This window comes from Vulcanococcus limneticus LL (assembly GCF_943369875.1).
Classification (GTDB): Bacteria; Cyanobacteriota; Cyanobacteriia; order PCC-6307; family Cyanobiaceae; genus Vulcanococcus; species Vulcanococcus limneticus_A.
In genome coordinates this window covers 68,664-85,774 of the sequence record NZ_CALROT020000004.1, presented here as the reverse complement: position 1 = coordinate 85,774, position 17,111 = coordinate 68,664, and the positions used below count along the sequence as shown (strand labels likewise).

The window sequence follows — 17,111 nt, the reverse complement described above, 5'->3', positions numbered from 1 at the left end:
CGGCTCGGCCGCGTGCTCAGGACGCCCATGGCTGGCCCCCGCAACGGCATGAACCGCGCTCCTCGGTTGCGCGAGGCCCTCGGGGTGGCCGCCACCCTGCCGGTGCTGGCCATCGGCGCCGGGCTCCAGGGCGCCCTCGCCGCCCCGCCGGCCTCCACCCGCACCGACGCCCCCTCCACCGTCCAGCCGGCGCCCGCAGGCGGCGCCCCCACCGCTTCACCCGCCGCGGCCCCTGCCGCTTCACCCGCCGCGGCCCCTGCCGCTTCACCCGCACCGGCCCCCGGCGCCCAGGCGGCTCCGGCTCCAGCGCCAGCCCCCACCCCCGCCGCTGAGAATCCCGCTGCGGTCCCGGGCGGCGAGAGCCTGGCGCCGGCGGCGCCGGCCGAACCGCGCGTTCTGATCAGTGAGGTGGTGGTCAAGGGGCTGGAGCAGCACCCCGAGCGCGAGCGCCTGGAGCTGGCCGTCTACGACGCCATGGCCACCCGCCCCGGCACCCGCGCCACCCGCAGCGAACTCCAGACCGACCTCTCGGCCGTCTACGCCACCGGCTGGTTCTCGGATGTGCGCATCCAGCCCGTCGACAGCCCCCTGGGCGTGCAGGTGGTGGTGACCGTGGCCCCCAACCCGGTGCTCACCAAGGTGGAGCTGGAGGGCATCGGGGCCAAGACGCCCGTGCCCGCCACCCTGATCCCCGACACCTTCGCGGCGGACTACGGCAAGACCCTCAACCTCAACACCCTGCAGACCCGCCTGGGCGAGCTGCAGAAGTGGTACGCCGACCAGGGCTATTCCCTGGCCCGGGTCACCGGCCCCAGCCGCGTCAGCCCCGAGGGGGTGGTGCAGCTGCTGGTGCGGGAGGGCAAGGTGGCCGGCGTGGAGGTGCAGTTCCTCAACAAGGAGGGCTCCGCCACCGACGACAAGGGCCGGGCCTACAAGGGCAAGACCAAGAGCTGGGTGATCACCCGCGAAATCTCGATCAAGCCCGGCGAGACCTTCAACCGCCGCCAGCTCGAGGAGGACATCAAGCGCCTCTACGGCACGGGCCTGTTCGGCGACGTCAAGGTGACCCTGCGGCCCGTGGCGGCCGCGCCGGGTGAGGTCACGATCGTGCTCGGGGTGATCGAGCAGTCCACCGGCTCACTCTCGGGGGGCCTCGGCTACAGCCAGAGCCAGGGGGTCTTCGGGCAGATCCAGCTGCAGGACAGCAACCTGCTCGGCCGGGCCTGGGACATGGCCGTCAACTTCACCTACGGGCAGTACGGCGGCCTGGCGGATGTCACCTTCACGGATCCCTGGATCAAGGGTGACAAGTACCGCACCGCCTTCCGGGCCCGCCTGTTCCTGAGCCGGGAGGTTCCCCAGGTCTTCCAGAGCCAGAACAACGGCAACATCAACACCGTCTCCGACGTCTCCCAAGACTTCTTCCAGGCGCCCTCCTCGGCGAACGCCTACAACATCAACAGCGACAACAACCCCACCGGCACCTCCTTCGGCAGCATCAGCAAGGCGGAGAAGGCCGATCCGAGCCTCAACTGGTTCAACCTCGACGGCAACTCCATCGCCCTGCAGCGCTTCGGCGGCAACGTGCAGTTCGTGCGTCCCCTCAACGGCGGCAACCCCTTCAAGCGGGCCCCCTGGAGCGTGGTGGCGGGCTTCAGCGCCCAGGAAGTGACGCCGATGAACTTTGCCGGTGATGGCATGCCCTATGGCGTCAGCACCAACAACTTCAACGGCAGCCGCACGACCGTCGACAATGTGATCTGCATTGCCTACAACTGCGCCGATAACAATCAGCTGGTGGGTGTGCGGCTGGCCGCCACGATGAACAATCTGAACGATCCCCGTAACCCCACATCCGGCAACTTCCTCAGCCTCGGCACCGAGCAGTTCTTCTCCGTGGGGCCTGATTCCCCCACCTTCAACCGCCTGCGCGCCAGCTACACCCACTACATCCCGGTGAACTGGCTGAAGATCTACAAGGGCTGCCGCACCAAGCCCGGTCAGCCTGCGACCGACTGCAAGCAGGCCCTGGCCTTCCAGGTGAGTGCCGGCACCAACGTGGGCGATCTGCCCCCCTATGAGGCCTTCTGCCTGGGCGGCTCCAACTCCGTCCGGGGCTACTACGACTGCGACCTGGGGGTCGGGCGCAGCTTCGGTGAAGCCACCATCGAGTACCGCTTCCCCCTGTTCAGCATCGTCAGCGGCGAGCTGTTCGTGGACGGCGGCACCGCCTTCGGCAGCCAGAAGAACGTGCCCGGATCCCCCGGCACGCTGCTCAACAAGCCCGGCCAGGGCTTCTCCGTGGGCACCGGCCTGATCGTGACCACCCCGGTGGGTCCCCTGCGCCTGGAGGTGGCGAGCCAGGACTTCAGCGGTGACTGGCGCTTCAACCTCGGCGTGGGCTGGAAGTTCTGAGAACCCGTTCCGAGACCCGGTTCTGAGCACCGCCGCAGCGATCCATCCCCCCGAGGCGCCCCAGCCATGACCCTCTGGCCCAGTGACTACTCCCAGGCCTGGACCCTGGCCGCTCCGGTGGAGCGCACCGGCGTGGGCCTGCACAGCGGCGGCCAGGCCCGTCTGCGCCTGGAGCCCTCGGAGCTGCCGGGCTTCCGGGTGGGCTGGCTGGATGCCCCCCAGCTGGGCCTCACCGCCCTGCACCCCGAGCAGGTGTGCGAGACCCAGCTGTGCACCGCCCTGGCCCTGGGGTCGCGCCGGCTGGCGACGGTGGAGCACCTGCTGGCGGCCCTGGCCGGGGTGGGCATCACGGCGGCCGTGATCCTGGTGGAGGGGGCCGAGGTGCCCCTGCTGGACGGCTCGGCCCAGCCCTGGGTGGAGGCCATCGCCGAGGCGGGCCTGCGGCCGCTGGGCCCGCGGCCCGCCCCCCGGAGCCTGGAGCAGCCGATCACCCTGCAGCAGGGCCAGAGCTTCGCCACCGCCCTGCCCAGCGAGCGGCTGCGGATCGGTGCCGCTATCGAGTTTCCCCAGGCGGCCATCGGCCGTCAGCTCTATTCGCTGGAGCTCACCCCGCAGGCGTTCGTGGAGCAGATCGCCCCGGCCCGCACCTTCGGCTTCCGCGACCAGGTGGAGCAGCTGCGGGCCGCCGGCCTGATCCGCGGCGGCGCCCTCGACAACGCCCTGGTCTGCGACGGGGACGCCTGGCTCAACCCACCCCTGCGCTACCCCGACGAACCGGTGCGCCATAAGCTCCTGGATCTGCTGGGGGACCTGGCCCTGGCCGGTCTGCCCCAGGCCCAGGTCTTTGCCTTCCGAGGCTCCCACGGCCTGCACACCGCCCTGGCCGCGAGGCTGGCGTCCCTCTCCAGTCCCGTGCCGGCCTGAGCCGGTACCCCGGCCGCTCCCCTCCCCGCCTGACGCTCTTGTCCGACTCCACCGCCACGGCCGCCGCTCCCGCCCCCCAGGCGCCCGCTGCGCCGGTGCTCACCAGCGAGCAGATCCTGGGGCTGCTGCCCCACCGCTACCCCTTCGCCCTGGTGGATCGGGTGATCGAGCACGAGCCCGGCAAGCGCGCCGTGGCCCTCAAGAACGTGACCTTCAACGAGCCCCAGTTCCAGGGCCATTTCCCCGGCCGGCCGCTGATGCCGGGCGTGCTGATCGTGGAGGCGATGGCCCAGGTGGGTGGCCTGATCGTGACCCAGATGCCCGAGCTGCCCAAGGGGCTGTTCGTGTTCGCCGGCATCGACGGGGTGCGCTTCCGCCGGCCCGTGGTGCCCGGTGATCAACTCCGCATCACCTGCGAGCTGCTCAGCCTCAAGCGTCGGCGCTTCGGCAAGGTGAAGGCCGAGGCCCGGGTGGATGGCGAGCTGGTGTGCTCCGGCGAGCTGATGTTTTCCCTGGTGGACTGAGGCGATGAGCAGCGCAGCGACCAGTAGTCAGGCCCCGGTCGACGGCCAGACGCGCATCCACCCCACGGCGGTGGTCGATCCCGCCGCCCAGATCGATCTGGGGGTGGAGATCGGCCCCTTCGCGGTGGTCGGTCCGGAGGTGCGCATCGGCGCCGGCAGCCGCATCGGCCCCCATGTGGTGCTGGATGGGCGGGTCACCCTCGGCCGTGGCAACCGGATCTTCCCCGGGGCCTGCATCGGCGCCGAACCCCAGGACCTCAAGTACAACGGCGCCCCCACCGAAGTGGTGATCGGCGACGACAACTCGATCCGCGAGTGCGTCACCATCAACCGCGCCACCCATGACGGCGAGCAGACCAGGATTGGCAACGGCAACCTGCTGATGGCCTACAGCCACCTGGGGCACAACTGCCATCTGGGCGATCGCATCGTGATCGCCAACGGCGTGGCGGTGGCCGGCCACGTGGTGATCGGCGATCGGGCCGTGATCGGCGGGGTGCTCGGCATCCACCAGTTCGTGCACATCGGCACCATGGCGATGCTGGGCGGCATGAGCCGCATCGACCGCGATGTGCCCCCCTTCGCCATCGTGGAGGGCCACCCCGGCCGGCTGCGGGGCCTGAACCGCATCGGCATCAAGCGCAGCGGCCTGGCCGCCCTGGATGACGGTGCCCAGGCCAAGCAGCTGCAGGAGGTCTGGGCCCAGCTCTACCGGGGTGACGCGGTGCTGGCCGAGGCCCTGCAGCGGGTGCGCGCCTGGGATCTCTATCCGCCGGCCGAGACCCTGGTGAGCTTCCTGGAGGCCTCGATCGGTCCGGGCCGCCGTGGCCCCCTGCCCGCCCAGCGTCCATGACCCGCCTGCTGATCAGCACCGGCGAGGTGTCCGGTGATCTGCAGGGGGGGCTGCTGGTCACGGCCCTGTGCCAGGAGGCCGGGCGGCGCGGGCTGGATCTGGAGATCGTGGCCCTGGGGGGACCGCGCATGCAGCGGGCCGGCGCCCGGCTGCTGGCGGATACGGCCCCGATGGGGGCGATCGGCCTGTGGGAGGCGATCCCGCTGATCCTGCCCACCCTGCGGCTGCAGCGGCGCGTCAACCGCTGGCTGAAGCGCACCCCCCCGGATGGTGTGGTGCTGATCGACTACATGGGCGCCAACGTGAGCCTGGGCCGGCGGCTCAAGCACAAGCTGCCCGCGGTGCCGATCACCTATTACATCGCTCCCCAGGAGTGGGCCTTCAGCTTTGGTGAGGGGGGCACCACCCGCCTGATCAGCTTCACCGATCGGATCCTGGCGATCTTCCCCGAGGAGGCCCGCTTCTACGGCGCCCGCGGCGCCCAGGTGACCTGGGTGGGCCACCCCCTGCTCGACACCCTCCAGCAGCTGCCCTCCCGCCAGGCCGCCCGCGCTGAGCTGGGCCTCGAGCCGGACGAGCCCCTGCTGCTGCTGCTGCCGGCCTCCCGCAGCCAGGAGCTGCGCTACCTGGTGCCGCCCCTGGCGGCGGCCGCCGCCGAACTGCAGCGGCTCAGGCCGCGGCTGCGGGTGCTGGTGCCCGCGGGCCAGGCCAGCTTCGAGGCCCCCCTGGCCCAGGCCCTGGCCGCGGCGGGCCTGCGGGCCGAGGTGGTGCCGGCGGCCGAGGCCGACCGGCTGCGGCCCGTGCTCTGCGCCGCCGCCGATCTGGCCCTCACCAAGTCCGGCACGGTGAACCTGGAGCTGGCGTTGCGGGGGGTGCCCCAGGTGGTGGGGTATCGGGTCAGCCGGCCCACCGCCTGGGTGGCCCGGCACCTGCTGCGCTTCCAAGTGGACCACATCTCGCCGGTGAACCTGGTGCTGGGGGAACGGCTGGTGCCCGAGCTGCTTCAGGACGACCTGACCGCGGCGGCGATCGTGGCCGAGGCCCTGCCGCTGCTCGAGCCGGGCCCCGGCCGCGAGCGGATGCTGGAGGGCTATGGGCGCCTGCGCCGGGCCCTGGGGGAGCCGGGCGTCACCCAGCGGGCGGCGGCCGCCATCCTGGATGGCCTGCCCGCCGCCACCCCCGCCGTGGTGCCCGCCTGATGCGCCTGGTCCCCCGTCCTGCCCGCCTGGGTGCCCTGCTGCGCGATCGCTGGCGCCGCTGGTGCGGCCTGGCCCTGGGGCTCCTGCTGCTCACCGCCCTGGCGGCGCCGGCCCAGGCGGCCGTGGAGGAGGCGGTGCTGGCCGGCGGCTGCTTCTGGTGCCTGGAGCACGACCTGGAGCATCTGCCCGGCGTGCTGGACGCGGTGAGCGGCTACAGCGGCGGCTCCCTGGCCAACCCCACCTACCGCCAGGTGTCCGCCGGCGGCACGGGCCACCAGGAAGTGGTGCGGGTGCGCTTCGACACGGCCCGGATCAGCTACCCCACCCTGCTGCGGGCCTACTGGCGCAACGTCGATGCCCTCGATGGCGGCGGCCAGTTCTGTGACCGCGGCAACTCCTACCGGCCCGTGATCTTCCCCAAGGGCGAGCAGCAGACCGCCCAGGCCCGCGAGAGCCTCCAGGCCGCCGCCCGCGAGCTGGGTCGACCCGCCGCAGCCCTGAAGGTGGCGATCAAGCCCCTGCAGACCTTCTGGCCGGCGGAGGCCTACCACCAGAACTACGCCGAGACCAACGCGGTGAAGTACCGCTACTACCGCTGGGCCTGCGGCCGGGACAGGCGCCTGGATGAGCTCTGGGGGTCCCGGGCCCGCACCAGTCGGTCATGGGGCCCTGACCGCTGATCGGCGGTCCATCCCCCAGCTGGCACGCTTCGCCCGCTGCTTTCTGTTGAAAAGCTGAAGGCCTTGGCCGCTCCAGAGGCCAACCCTTCAGTGTTCAAGCGGATTTCACGCCTGTTGGTGCCGATTCCCAGCACCTACGTTGTCCTGGTCCACCAGTCCGGGTCTGTATGTATCTGCTGACCATCCGCGAAGGCCTGGTCACCCGCCACGTGGGTCCCTACGCCAGCCCGAAGCAGGCCGCCGACGACCTGGACCGGCTACTGCGCCAGTTCGGTGAGCGGGCCCGCTGGCAGATCCACGCGCTGGAGTCGCCGGAGCAGGTGTTCGGCCGCGCCCCGGTCGCGGCCTGAGGGGTGGCGCCGCCCGAGGGCCGGAGCCACCTGGGGCCTCACTCGGGCAGCTGCTTCTTCTGGCCGGGGTAGCCCCGCAGCAGGCCGCTCTCGATCATCAGGCCCACGCCGGCCACCACGGCGATCAGCCCGAAGGTGCCGTACCAGAACCAGGGGCCCGGCTCCTTGATCAGGGCCGACGACTGGGCCGACTGGGCCCAGGTGTGGATCGTGCGCCGGGTGATCGCCTCACCGATCAGGCACAGGCCCGCGGGCAGCAGCAGGACCCCGGCCTGGGCCTTGACGTACCAGCGGATCTTGCGAGCGGCCATGGTGTCGGCTCGGACGTCGGGGCGCGCCCACCCTAGGCGGGGCCGCCCTGAAGCACCCAGTTCACCAGGGTGCGCACCCCGAAGCCGGTGGCGCCGGCCGGATCCAGCCCGCGGCCCTTGTCGCTCCAGACGGTGCCGGCGATGTCCAGGTGGGCCCAGGGGATGTCCTTGGCCACGAAGTCCCGCAGGAACAGGGCCGCCGTGATCGAGCCGCCGGGGCGGGGGCCGGTGTTCTTGAGGTCGGCCACGCCGCTCTTGAGGCCGTCCTTGTAGGAGGCCCGCAGGGGCATCCGCCACAGGGCCTCACCACCCCGCTCCCCGGCGCCCACCAGGGCCTCGGCCAGGCCGTCGCTGGGCGACCAGAGGCCGGCGATCTCCTCGCCCAGGGCGATCACGCAGGCGCCGGTGAGGGTGGCGAGGTCCACCAGGGCGTCGGGTTCGAGCTTGCTGGCGTACACCAGGGCATCGGCCAGGGTGAGGCGCCCCTCGGCGTCGGTGTTGTTGATCTCGATCGTCTTGCCGTTCGAGGCGGTGACGATGGCGCCCGGGTGGATGGCGTTGCCGCTGATCATGTTTTCGCAGGCGGCCACGATCGCGTGCACCTCCACCCCCGCCGGCTGCAGTTCGGCGATGGTCCGCATGGCCCCCAGCACCGCCGCGCTGCCGCCCATGTCGTACTTCATCATCTCGATCTGGGAGCCGGCGGTCTTGAGGTTGTAGCCGCCGGAATCAAAGGTGAGGCCCTTGCCCACCAGCACCAGGCGCCGCTCCGCGCCGGCCGCGGGCCTGTAGGTGAGGTGAATGAATTTGGGGGGCAGATCCGAGCCCTGGGCCACCGCCAGATAGGCCCCCATGCCCAGGGCCGCGCAGTCGTCGCGCTCCAGCACCTGCAGGTCCAGGCCGAAGTCCCGGGCGATGGCGGCGGCCGTGTCGGCCAGGCCCTGGGGGGTCACCACGTTGGGGGGCGCGGCCACCAGCTCCCGGGCCAGCTCCACGCCGGCGCACACCGCCGCCACCCCGGCCAGGGCGGCTGCGCTGGCTTCCGGCTGGTCCAGCAGGGTCACGCCGCTGGGCAGCTGGCGGGGTTCGCTTTCGCTCTTGAAGCGCTGGTCGGCAAAGAGGCTGAGGCGCACCGCCTCGGCGATGGCGGCCGCCGCGGCGCCGGCCTCCAGGCCCTCCAGGGGCAGGGCCAGCCCCAGCTCCCCGCCGCCGGCGGCCAGGGCCGCCTTGGCCGCGGCGGCGGCAGCGGCGCGCAGGCCATCGAGGCTGAGGTCGGCCGGATCGCCCAGGCCCACCAACACCAGGGTGCGGGGGTTCTGGCCCAGCAGCTCGAAGCTCACGCTCTCGCCGGGTTTGGCCTTGAACGGGCGCTGCTGCAGCCGTTCGCCCAGGGCGGCCCCGAAGCGGGTCTCCAGCGCGCCGCGCTGGGCTGCGGCCAGGGCGCCCTCGCCGCCGAACAGGCCCACCGCCAGAACGTCGCCGCTCCAGTCGCGGGCGGTGGACGGGCTGCAGCGGAACTCCATCGGGACCTGGCGGGTGGGCGCGATCGTAGGTCTGCTGGCTGGGGCGGCGCCGGCCGGGAGGGGCCTGGGGCCAGGCCGCGCCGGCTCAGTCCAGGTCGGCGGTGAAGGGGGTGGCCCAGCGGGCCCGGGTCTCCTTGTTGAAGGGGGGCAGCCAGCGCTGGATCAGGGCCTGCTCCAGGGCGCGGCGGGGCTTCACGGCCGCCGGGGCATCGCTCCAGAAGCGGATCGAGAGCTGGCAGCTGAGCTGGGCCCGCTGCAGCGCTTCGCCGTAGGCCGCCAGGTAGCTCTTGCAGTCGTGCTCGCCCTTCCAGCGGCGATCGGCTTGGCCCGTCTCGCCCACGTAGAGCAGCAGCGGCTGCTCCTCCAGGTGGGGCGGCCGATCGAGCACGAAATAGAGGGCGGCGCCCGCCTGGGGGGCGCTGGGCCAGCGCCAGAACTGCAGGTGCTGGGCGGCCAGCGCCAGGGGGTCCAGGCCGGCGGCCAGGCGCTCGAGGTCGTCCGTGGCACCGCCGCCGGCCGGGCGGCCAGCGGCCGCGGCCCAACCGGCATCGGCCGCGGGCGATCCGGTGGACCAGAGGCTGCCCTGGCTGGCGGGCCCGGCGTCCGTAGCCCCGGCCGCCGCCGCGAACAGCGGAGCCTGGACAGCGGCCAGCCGCTGCTGCCAGTCGCGCAGCTGCCGCTGCTGCAGCGGCAGCGCCTCGGCCCCGGCCGCTGGGCGGGCTGGGTCCGCGGCGCGGCCGGGGCCATCCAGGCCGGAGCCGTGGCCCAGGTCCGGGCCGAACAGGCTGCCCTGGCGGGGCTGGCGAGCGGGTGTCATCGGCCCTCAGGCGGAGCGCGGCAGCTCGGGACCGGCGGGGCCCTTGCCGAAGCGCACCCGGCCGATCAGCTGTTCCACCACCGCCGGCGGCAGCTGCAGCCGCTCCTGCAGGTCCGCCAGATGGGCGAAGGGCTCCCGCTGGCGCTCGCGCAGCAGCCGCTGGCAGCGGGGCCCCGCCAGCTCCGGCAGCCGCTGCTGCAGCTCCGCCGCGCTGGCCCGGTTCAGATCCACCGCCTGGGCTCGGGCGGCGGCCGGGGCTCCATCGCCATACCAGCGGAACAGCAGCAGCGGCTCCCAGCTGCGCAGCAGGGCGCCATCGAGCTCCAGCAGGCGCTGCAGGTCGTCCGGGCTGCTGAGCTGCACGCCGCCGGCCTGCAGCCGCAGCAGCAGATCCACCTGGGCCGGCTGCAGGCCGGGCAGCCGCAGCCAGTCGGCGGCGGTGGCGCGGTTCACATCGAGGCGCCAGCCCAGGGCGGCGGCATGGCGCACCTCCTCCGCGGACGTCAGGCGCCGGGCCGGGTTCTGGCGCAGCTTGAGGGCCAGCAGCTCCTGCTCAATCTGCTCCTGAGCAAGGGCCTCCGGCTGCAGGGGCTCGCTGGGCTTGGCTTCGGCGGGCTGGGGGTCGGCCTGGCCGGGGGGCCTGGCCCGCGGCGCCAGCTGCCCGGCGGCCTCCAGCAGGCTGCGGGCAAGGGGATCCAACCAGTGGCCCTTGGCCATGGCGGCTGGGGCGCGCTCAGGGACGCCCGACCTTACCGAGGGCGGCCTCACTCCACCAAGCCCAGCCGGATCCCCAGCGCCGCGGCGTGGGTGCGGTTGCGGGCGCCCAGCTTGGTCATCACCCGGCCCATGTGGGTCTTGACCGTTTCGGCCGTCACGTAGAGCTGGCTGGCGATCTCGGCGTTGCTGTGGCCATCGGTGGCCTGGGCCAGCACGGCCAGCTCCCGCGGGCTGAGGTCCTCGCGGGGGCCGTCCTGGTGCAGGCCATCCAGCTCGGGATGGGCGAACAGGCTGCGCAGCTCCCGGTCGAGGTACACGCCGCCGTTGCAGACCGCCCGCACCGCGCCGGCCCCATCGCCCAGGCCGAGGCGCGACTCCAGGCAGATCCCCTCGCAGCCGGCGCGGATGGCGGCCCGGATCCGCGCCCGGCGCCGCGGGTTGCCCACGATCAGCAGGGTGCGCTGCTCGGGATCGTGCTGTTTGACGGCCAGCACCAGCGCCACGCCGCAGCCCTGCTCCAGCTGGTCGCTGCAGATCAGCACGTCGGGCCGGTGCCGCCGCACCTGGACCAGGCCCTCGGCCTCGGTGGTGCCCGCCCCCACCACCTGGCCGGGGCGGGCGAAGTTGCTGCTGATGACGGTGAGGGTGAGACGACTGCCCAGGCAGAGCACCAGGCGGCTCTCCCGCAGCAGCGCCTGGCTCTCCAGGGTGTTGCGGTGCAGCTGCTCCAGCAGCGGGGTGTAGTCCATGCCGATCGGGTCGTCAGCGCAGTCCCCAGACTGTCCACGGGGCCGGCTGGGTGCCACGGTCTTCAGGCAACGGCGACGCTGATCGTCTGCGGCCGTGGGGCATCCCCATCCCGGTCAATACGGGCCTCCGCACTCGCCACGCCCCCGTGGCGGCCAGCACAATCGAGGCCAATCCCCAAGCGCCCCTGCGCGCCGCCCGGCTCCGATGGCCTTCTTCGAATCCGAGATCGTCCAGGACGAGGCCAAGCGGCTGTTCACCGATTACCAGCAGCTGATGCAGCTGGGCGGCGAGTACGGCAAGTTCGATCGCGAGGGCAAGAAGCTGTTCATCGAGCGGATGGAGGAGCTGATGGACCGCTACCGCGTGTTCATGAAGCGCTTCGAGCTCTCCGATGACTTCCAGGCCAAGCTCACGGTGGAGCAGCTGCGCACCCAGCTGAGCCAGTTCGGCATGACGCCCGAGCAGATGTTCGAGCAGATGCACCGCACCCTGGAGCGGATGCGGGGGGAACTGGAGAAGCAGGGCTGAGCCACGCTCCCTGACCTGACCCTCCCCAGAGCGGACCTGGCCGGCCTGGGGAGGGCCTCTGCGTACGATCCGCAGCGATTGCCAGACGCGGCGCAGGAGATGGCCATGGGCACGTGGGCGCTACCGGACTGGCTCGAGCGGGGCGTCGCTGATCTGTTCCCGGCCGGGGCTGCAGCGGAGTCGGCGGCGGATCCCGACCAGCAGCTGGCGGCCCGCCTGGTGCAAGCCGAGCGCACTGGCCGCCCCCTGCGGGTGAAGCTCGGCATCGATCCCACCGGCTCCGACATCCACCTGGGCCACTCGATCCTGTTCCGCAAGCTGCGGGCCTTCCAGGACGCGGGCCACACCGCCGTGCTGATCATCGGCGACTTCACCGCCCGCATCGGCGATCCCACCGGCAAGAGCGCCACCCGGGTGCAGCTCAGTGCCGCCCAGGTGGAGGCCAACGCCGAGACCTATCTGGTGCAGCTGGGCCTGGGCCAGGATCCGGCCCACGCCCTGCTGGATTTCCAGACCCCCGGTCGCCTGGAGGTGCGCCGCAACAGTGAGTGGCTGGCCGGCCTGGATCTGCCCCAGGTGATCGAGCTGCTGGGCACCTCCACGGTGGGCCAGATGCTCGCCAAGGAGGATTTCGCCAACCGCTACGGCTCCGGCACGCCGATCTCCCTGCACGAGTTCCTCTACCCGCTGCTGCAGGGCTACGACTCGGTGCAGGTGCGCGCCGATGTGGAGCTGGGCGGCACCGACCAGAAGTTCAACGTGGCCATGGGCCGCGACCTGCAGCGCCACTTCGGCCAGCGGCCCCAGTTCGGGATGCTGCTGCCGATCCTGCCGGGCCTGGACGGCGTGCAGAAGATGAGCAAGAGCCTGGGCAACACCGTGGGCCTCACGGAGGACCCCCTCTCGATGTACTCCAAGCTCGAGAAGGTGCCCGATGCGGCGGTGGAGGAGTACCTCACCCTGCTGACCGACCTGGAGCTGGCGGCCCTGCCCGTGAACCCGCGGGAGCGGCAGAAGGCGATGGCCCTGGAGATCACCCGCCAGCGCCATGGCGTGGCCGCGGCTGAGGCGGCCCAGGCCGATGCGGCGAAGCTCGTGGCCGGCGCCGCCGGCAGCGGAGCGGCGGATGCGGAGGTGCCGGAGGCCTCGCTGGCGGCGGTGAATTTCCCCGCCAAGGCCTTCTATCTGCTCAGTGCCGTGGGGATCTGCGCCAGCAGCAGCGAGGCGCGTCGCCAGATCCAGGGGGGTGGTGTGAAGCTCGACGGCGAGAAGCTCACCGATCCCAACCAGGAGTTCGCCACGGCGGCCGCCCTGGAGGGCAAGGTGCTGCAGCTCGGCAAGAAGACCTTCCGGCGGCTGGTGAGCGCCTGAGGGCGGGGAGTTCTGGGCCGGACCGCCGGGCTGCCCTCAGTCCCGCTGGAACGTCCCCATCCCGTCGAGGTTGAGGTTGTCGAGGCGCACGCCCGTGGCGCGGCCACCTGCCCCCACCGTGAACACCACGGCGCTGGGGCCAAAGGCGTTCTCGCCCACCGGCTGGTAGCGGAAGGTGTGACCGCTCACGTGGGTGAGGGGGAAGCGCAGCGGCGCCGGACCCAGCTCCAGCTCCAGGGCCTGCCCCTGCTGCCGCACGGTGATCGGGCCCACGTAGCCGTTGCGGTAGCGGCCCGCATAGGCCTGGGGCGCCAGGGCCCGGACCGGTGCGGCCGGCGTCACCACCTGGGGGTAGTCCTGGTTGCTCATGGCCTGGAACACCTGGTTCAGCGCCGGGAAGTAGTCCTGCCGGATCGCGCCGCGGCTGGCGAGGTCCAGGACGCTCAGGGCCAGGCTCTCGGGCAGGCCCACCGGCTGGCCGTTGGTGAGGGCCACGATCCCCAGCTTCTCCTGCGGCAGCAGGTACACGGCGGTGGAGGCGCCGAGGTTGAAGGCGCCCGAATGACTCAGCTGCACCTCGCCGCGGTCGGTGTAGCCCACCCCCCAGCCGAGCCCGTAGAGCCCGGCATGGTCCTGGCTGGGATTCTTCGGCGGGGTGCTGATCATCTGGGGGCGATGGGTCTCGCCCAGGGCCTCGGCTGCCACCAGCTGGCGCCCATCGATCCGGCCACCGGCCAGCTGCAGCCGCAGCCACTGGCCCAGGTCGCGGGCCGACGCGCTCACACCACCGGCCGGTGCCTGGGCCTGGGGATCGCGCTGGTAGCGGGCCACCCAGCGGCCGTCCTCGCGCACGTGGGGCCGGGCGCGGTTGGCCATCGCCATCAGCTCGCTGAAGCGGGAGGTGGTGCGGGTCATGCCCAGGGGCCGGTAGAGCCGCTGGGCCGAGAGCGTCTCCCAGTCCTGAGCCGTCGTCCGGGCGGCCGCCACGGCGCCGGCCGTGAAGCCGAAGTTGGTGTAGTTGTAGACGGATCGGAAGCGGTTGCCGATCGGGATCAGGCGCAGCCGCCGCAGGATCGTGTCCCGATCGAAGCCGATGTCCTCCAGGTGGTCGCCGGCGTGGTCCGGCAGGCCGCTGCGGTGCGAGAGCAGGTCCCGCAGGGTCACGCTGCCGGCGATCGCCGGAGGGCCGATGCGGGCCTCCGGCAGGGTGCGCAGCACCGGGTCGTCCCAGCCCACGCGGCCGTCGCCCACCAGGGCTGCCACCACCGTGCTGGCGATGGGCTTGGAGAGCGAGGCCAGCTGGAACACCGTGTCGCCGTCCACCGGCGCCGGCTGGCCCGCCTCCAGCACCCCGAAGCCACGCAGGTACACGACCCGGTCGTTGTGCACCACCACCACGGCCATCCCCGGCACGCCGCTGCGCTTCAGCAGGTCTTCGGCCAGGCCGTCCAGCTGGGCCAGGGCGCTCTGCAGCCGGGCGGGGGTGACCTGGATCGGCGGCGGCTGGGGGCCATCGGCCGCCCGGGCGGCCGGGCCGTGGAGGGCCGCCAGGCTGAGGCCGGCGCCGGTGAGCAGGGCCAGGCTGGCCCGGGCGGCCGGGGGGACCCGAGTGGCCCGGTGCTCCTGCCGGCCCTGCCGCCGTGCGGTGGTGCGTGCCGCCATCGAAGCCCTGCCGCTGCCGGGAGCCTAGGAACGGCCCTGGGATTCGCCCGCCGCGGCTTCCCCGCCAGGCTGCGCCCGCTGCGGCCCCTCACCAGGTGTCGCCCTCCGCGCCTGGTCCCCTCGCCTGGTCCGTTCCAGCAGTCCGCTCTGCCGGGAGCTGCGGCGGCGCTTCCTATCCTGGCCACCCAGAACGGGGCCAGTCCGGTGAGCGAACGCGACCTGTCCGGGCCGGCGGCCCCCATCACCCAGTCGGCGGCCATCGCAGGGGCCGAGCGGATCATCGTGGCTCTCGACGGCATGGATCCCGAGCGGGCCCTGGCCTTCGCCGCCGCCATTCCCGAGCTGCGCTGGGTGAAGGTGGGGCTGGAGCTGTTCGGGGCCGGCGGCCCTGCGGTGGTGCGGGAGCTGCGCCAGCGGGGGCTGCGGGTGTTCCTCGACCTCAAGTTCCACGACATCCCCGCCACCATGGCCGGCGCCTGCCGCAGCGCGGCCCGGCTCGGGGCCGAGCTGATCACGGTGCATGCCTGTGCGGGCCGCGAGGCCCTGGCGGCGGCCCAGGCCGCCGCGGTGCAGGCCGCTGCGGACTCCGGCCTGCCGGCGCCCACCCTGCTGGCGGTGACGGTGCTCACCAGCTGGGATCCGCTGCGCTTCGCCGCCGAGCTGGCCATCGAGGAGCCGCTGCAGACCTACGTGCCCCGCCTGGCGCAGCTGGCGGCGGCCTCGGGGATCGGCGGGGCCGTGTGCTCGCCCCTCGAGGTGGCGGCCCTGCGCGCCGCCCATCCCCATCCCTTCGCCCTGGTGACGCCGGGCATCCGGCCGGCGGGGGCCGATCGCGGCGATCAGCAGCGGGTGCTCACCCCCGCCCAGGCCGTGGCGGCGGGCTCCAGCCAGCTGGTGATCGGGCGACCGATCACGGCGGCGGCGGATCCGGCGGCGGCCTTTGCGGCCTGCTGCGCCGAGCTGGAGGGCTGAGCGCTCGGCCGGCCCTGGGGCACCGGCTCTGGCTGCAGGGTTGCGGGCATCGGCGCGATGTCGCTCAAATCGGAATTCGTGGAGAAGCTGTAGGCAGCCCTGTTGCCGCGCCGCGATGCCCCGCCTGCCGATCCAGACGGCCCAGCCTTCGCTGCGGTTCATTCCGCCGGACTACACCCCCTGGCTGCGGCGCCTGGCCCAGGCGGCATTGCCGCTGCTGCTGCTCTGCCGCCGCATCCACCGCACCGAGAGCCGCGGCGCCGAGCGCCTGGCGGCCCTGCTGGCCGAGCAGCAGGCCGGCCGGGCCCGGCTGCTGCTGGCCTTCCGCCACCCCAGCACCCTGGATCCGCTGCTGATGGCCCAGCTGCTGTGGTGCGGCGTGCCCCGCGCCGCCCGCCGGGCCGGCATCCGCCTGCCGGGCACCGTCCACAGCCAGTTCCTCTACGACCGCGGCATTCCCCTCTGGGCCGGCCCCCTGGCCGGCTGGCTGCTCTGCCACCTCGGCGGCATTCCCATCCAGCGGGGCAAGCTGGATCGCCTCGCCCTCAAGACCGCCCGCGACCTGTTCGCCCACGGCCCCTTCCCCCTGGCGATCGCGCCCGAGGGGGCCACCAACCACCACGGCGAACTGCTCAGCCCCCTGGAGCCGGGCCTGGCCCAGATGGCCTTCTGGTGCTGCGAGGACCTGGCCGCCGAGGGGCGCAGCGAGCAGGTGTGGATCGTGCCGGTGGGGCTGCGCTACAGCCTGCTCCGGCCGCGCTGGCAGGGGATCGATGCCCTGCTGGCGGGTCTGGAGGAGCGGCTGGATCTGCAGGTCCCCACCGACGCGGACACCTCCGCTGCACCGGCGCAAGCGGCGCTGGGGGATCGGCGCTACGGCCGGCTGATCGCCATCGCCGAGCGGCTGCTGGCCCTGCTGGAGGACTTCTACCGCGAGGCCCACGGCGTGCGTCCTGAGCGGGAGCGGCCGTTCCTGGAGCGGATCGATCGCCTGCGCCACGCCGCCCTGGCGGTGGCGGAGGGCCAGTTCGGGCTGCTGGCGAAGGGCAACCTGCAGGAGCGCTGTCGCCGCATCGAGCAGGCCGGCTGGGAGCGCATCTACCGCGCCGACCTCGATGGGCTCTCGCCCGTGGCCCGCAGCCTGGCGGACTGGAGTGCCGGCGAGGCGGCCCTGCGCATGGGCCACATGCGGCTGGTGGAGCACTTCGCCTCCCTCAGCGGCTCCTACGTGGCCGAGAACCCCAGCCCGGATCGCTACGCCGAGGTGCTGCAGATCCTCTGGCGGGCGGTGGCATGGATCCAGGGGCCAAGCGGTGCCGCCGTGCCCGACCTCGGGCCGCTGCTGGCCCGCATCACGGTGGGCGATCCGATCGCCGTGTCGGAGCGCTTCGCTGGCTACCAGCAGAACCGGCGCGGGGCGGTGGAGGGCCTGACAGCGGAGCTGGGGGCCAGCCTGGAGGCCGCCATCGGCTTGGCGGCCACAGCCTGACGGGCACCGGCCTGGCCGGCGCCGAT

Annotated in this window: 17 protein-coding genes; 11 read left to right on the top strand and 6 right to left on the bottom strand. The window is 72.9% G+C overall.

Going from position 1 to position 17,111, the window contains the following annotated elements:
• Nucleotides 1-27: 27 nt before the first annotated feature.
• The 7 genes from ACLV7J_RS06280 (at nt 28) to ACLV7J_RS06250 (ending at nt 6,945) form a co-directional block, all read left to right on the top strand.
• Complete coding sequence (locus ACLV7J_RS06280) at nt 28-2,415, top strand: BamA/TamA family outer membrane protein (RefSeq protein ID WP_411868257.1); 2,388 nt, start codon at nt 28-30, stop codon at nt 2,413-2,415.
• 66 nt (nt 2,416-2,481) lie between these two features.
• The gene (gene lpxC, locus ACLV7J_RS06275; RefSeq protein ID WP_411868256.1) at nt 2,482-3,339 is read left to right on the top strand and encodes a UDP-3-O-acyl-N-acetylglucosamine deacetylase; all 858 of its coding nucleotides are present in this window, start codon (nt 2,482-2,484) and stop codon (nt 3,337-3,339) included.
• A 38-nt stretch (nt 3,340-3,377) separates the two neighbouring features.
• Nucleotides 3,378-3,863: a 3-hydroxyacyl-ACP dehydratase FabZ gene (fabZ, locus tag ACLV7J_RS06270; protein WP_411868255.1), complete on the top strand. Its 486-nt coding sequence runs from the start codon at nt 3,378-3,380 to the stop codon at nt 3,861-3,863.
• A 4-nt stretch (nt 3,864-3,867) separates the two neighbouring features.
• Entirely contained in the window at nt 3,868-4,716 is an 849-nt protein-coding gene (gene lpxA / locus ACLV7J_RS06265) for an acyl-ACP--UDP-N-acetylglucosamine O-acyltransferase (RefSeq protein ID WP_411868254.1), read from the top strand.
• The gene (lpxB, locus tag ACLV7J_RS06260) at nt 4,713-5,915 is read left to right on the top strand and encodes a lipid-A-disaccharide synthase (protein ID WP_411868253.1); all 1,203 of its coding nucleotides are present in this window, start codon (nt 4,713-4,715) and stop codon (nt 5,913-5,915) included. The genes lpxA and lpxB overlap by 4 nt, the downstream gene beginning before the upstream one ends.
• Nucleotides 5,915-6,595, top strand: a complete 681-nt coding sequence (gene msrA, locus ACLV7J_RS06255; protein ID WP_411868252.1) for a peptide-methionine (S)-S-oxide reductase MsrA — start codon at nt 5,915-5,917, stop codon at nt 6,593-6,595. The genes lpxB and msrA overlap by 1 nt, the downstream gene beginning before the upstream one ends.
• Nucleotides 6,596-6,762: 167 nt before the next feature.
• Nucleotides 6,763-6,945, top strand: a complete 183-nt coding sequence (locus ACLV7J_RS06250) for a hypothetical protein (RefSeq protein ID WP_411868251.1) — start codon at nt 6,763-6,765, stop codon at nt 6,943-6,945.
• A 38-nt stretch (nt 6,946-6,983) separates the two neighbouring features.
• Here ACLV7J_RS06250 and ACLV7J_RS06245 read toward each other — a convergent pair whose 3' ends face one another.
• The 5 genes from ACLV7J_RS06245 to ACLV7J_RS06225 form a co-directional block, all read right to left on the bottom strand.
• The gene (locus ACLV7J_RS06245) at nt 6,984-7,256 is read right to left on the bottom strand and encodes a hypothetical protein (RefSeq protein WP_411868250.1); all 273 of its coding nucleotides are present in this window, start codon (nt 7,254-7,256) and stop codon (nt 6,984-6,986) included.
• A gap of 32 nt (nt 7,257-7,288) precedes the next feature.
• The gene (locus ACLV7J_RS06240; RefSeq protein WP_411868249.1) at nt 7,289-8,779 is read right to left on the bottom strand and encodes a leucyl aminopeptidase; all 1,491 of its coding nucleotides are present in this window, start codon (nt 8,777-8,779) and stop codon (nt 7,289-7,291) included.
• An 85-nt stretch (nt 8,780-8,864) separates the two neighbouring features.
• Entirely contained in the window at nt 8,865-9,596 is a 732-nt protein-coding gene (locus ACLV7J_RS06235; RefSeq protein WP_411868248.1) for a GIY-YIG nuclease family protein, read from the bottom strand.
• Between the two features lie 6 nt (nt 9,597-9,602).
• Nucleotides 9,603-10,313, bottom strand: coding sequence for a helix-hairpin-helix domain-containing protein (locus ACLV7J_RS06230; protein WP_411868247.1), 711 nt, complete (start codon nt 10,311-10,313; stop codon nt 9,603-9,605).
• Between the two features lie 47 nt (nt 10,314-10,360).
• Nucleotides 10,361-11,062 (bottom strand): LuxR C-terminal-related transcriptional regulator, encoded by a 702-nt coding sequence (locus ACLV7J_RS06225; protein WP_411868246.1) that lies wholly within the window; start codon nt 11,060-11,062, stop codon nt 10,361-10,363.
• A 205-nt stretch (nt 11,063-11,267) separates the two neighbouring features.
• Between ACLV7J_RS06225 and ACLV7J_RS06220 the strand changes: the two genes are divergently transcribed.
• Nucleotides 11,268-11,591 (top strand): DUF1825 family protein, encoded by a 324-nt coding sequence (locus tag ACLV7J_RS06220; protein ID WP_411868245.1) that lies wholly within the window; start codon nt 11,268-11,270, stop codon nt 11,589-11,591.
• A 99-nt stretch (nt 11,592-11,690) separates the two neighbouring features.
• Nucleotides 11,691-12,962, top strand: coding sequence for a tyrosine--tRNA ligase (gene tyrS / locus ACLV7J_RS06215; protein WP_411868244.1), 1,272 nt, complete (start codon nt 11,691-11,693; stop codon nt 12,960-12,962).
• Between the two features lie 36 nt (nt 12,963-12,998).
• On the opposite strand, the gene ACLV7J_RS06210 is transcribed toward tyrS, so the two are convergent.
• Nucleotides 12,999-14,624: a serine hydrolase gene (locus tag ACLV7J_RS06210; protein WP_411868243.1), complete on the bottom strand. Its 1,626-nt coding sequence runs from the start codon at nt 14,622-14,624 to the stop codon at nt 12,999-13,001.
• Between the two features lie 240 nt (nt 14,625-14,864).
• Between ACLV7J_RS06210 and pyrF the strand changes: the two genes are divergently transcribed.
• Both pyrF and ACLV7J_RS06200 read left to right on the top strand, forming a co-directional pair.
• Complete coding sequence (pyrF, locus tag ACLV7J_RS06205; protein ID WP_411868390.1) at nt 14,865-15,596, top strand: orotidine-5'-phosphate decarboxylase; 732 nt, start codon at nt 14,865-14,867, stop codon at nt 15,594-15,596.
• 115 nt (nt 15,597-15,711) lie between these two features.
• On the top strand, nt 15,712-17,085 hold the full coding sequence (locus ACLV7J_RS06200) for a lysophospholipid acyltransferase family protein (RefSeq protein ID WP_411868242.1): 1,374 nt from the start codon (nt 15,712-15,714) through the stop codon (nt 17,083-17,085).
• Nucleotides 17,086-17,111 lie beyond the last annotated feature (26 nt).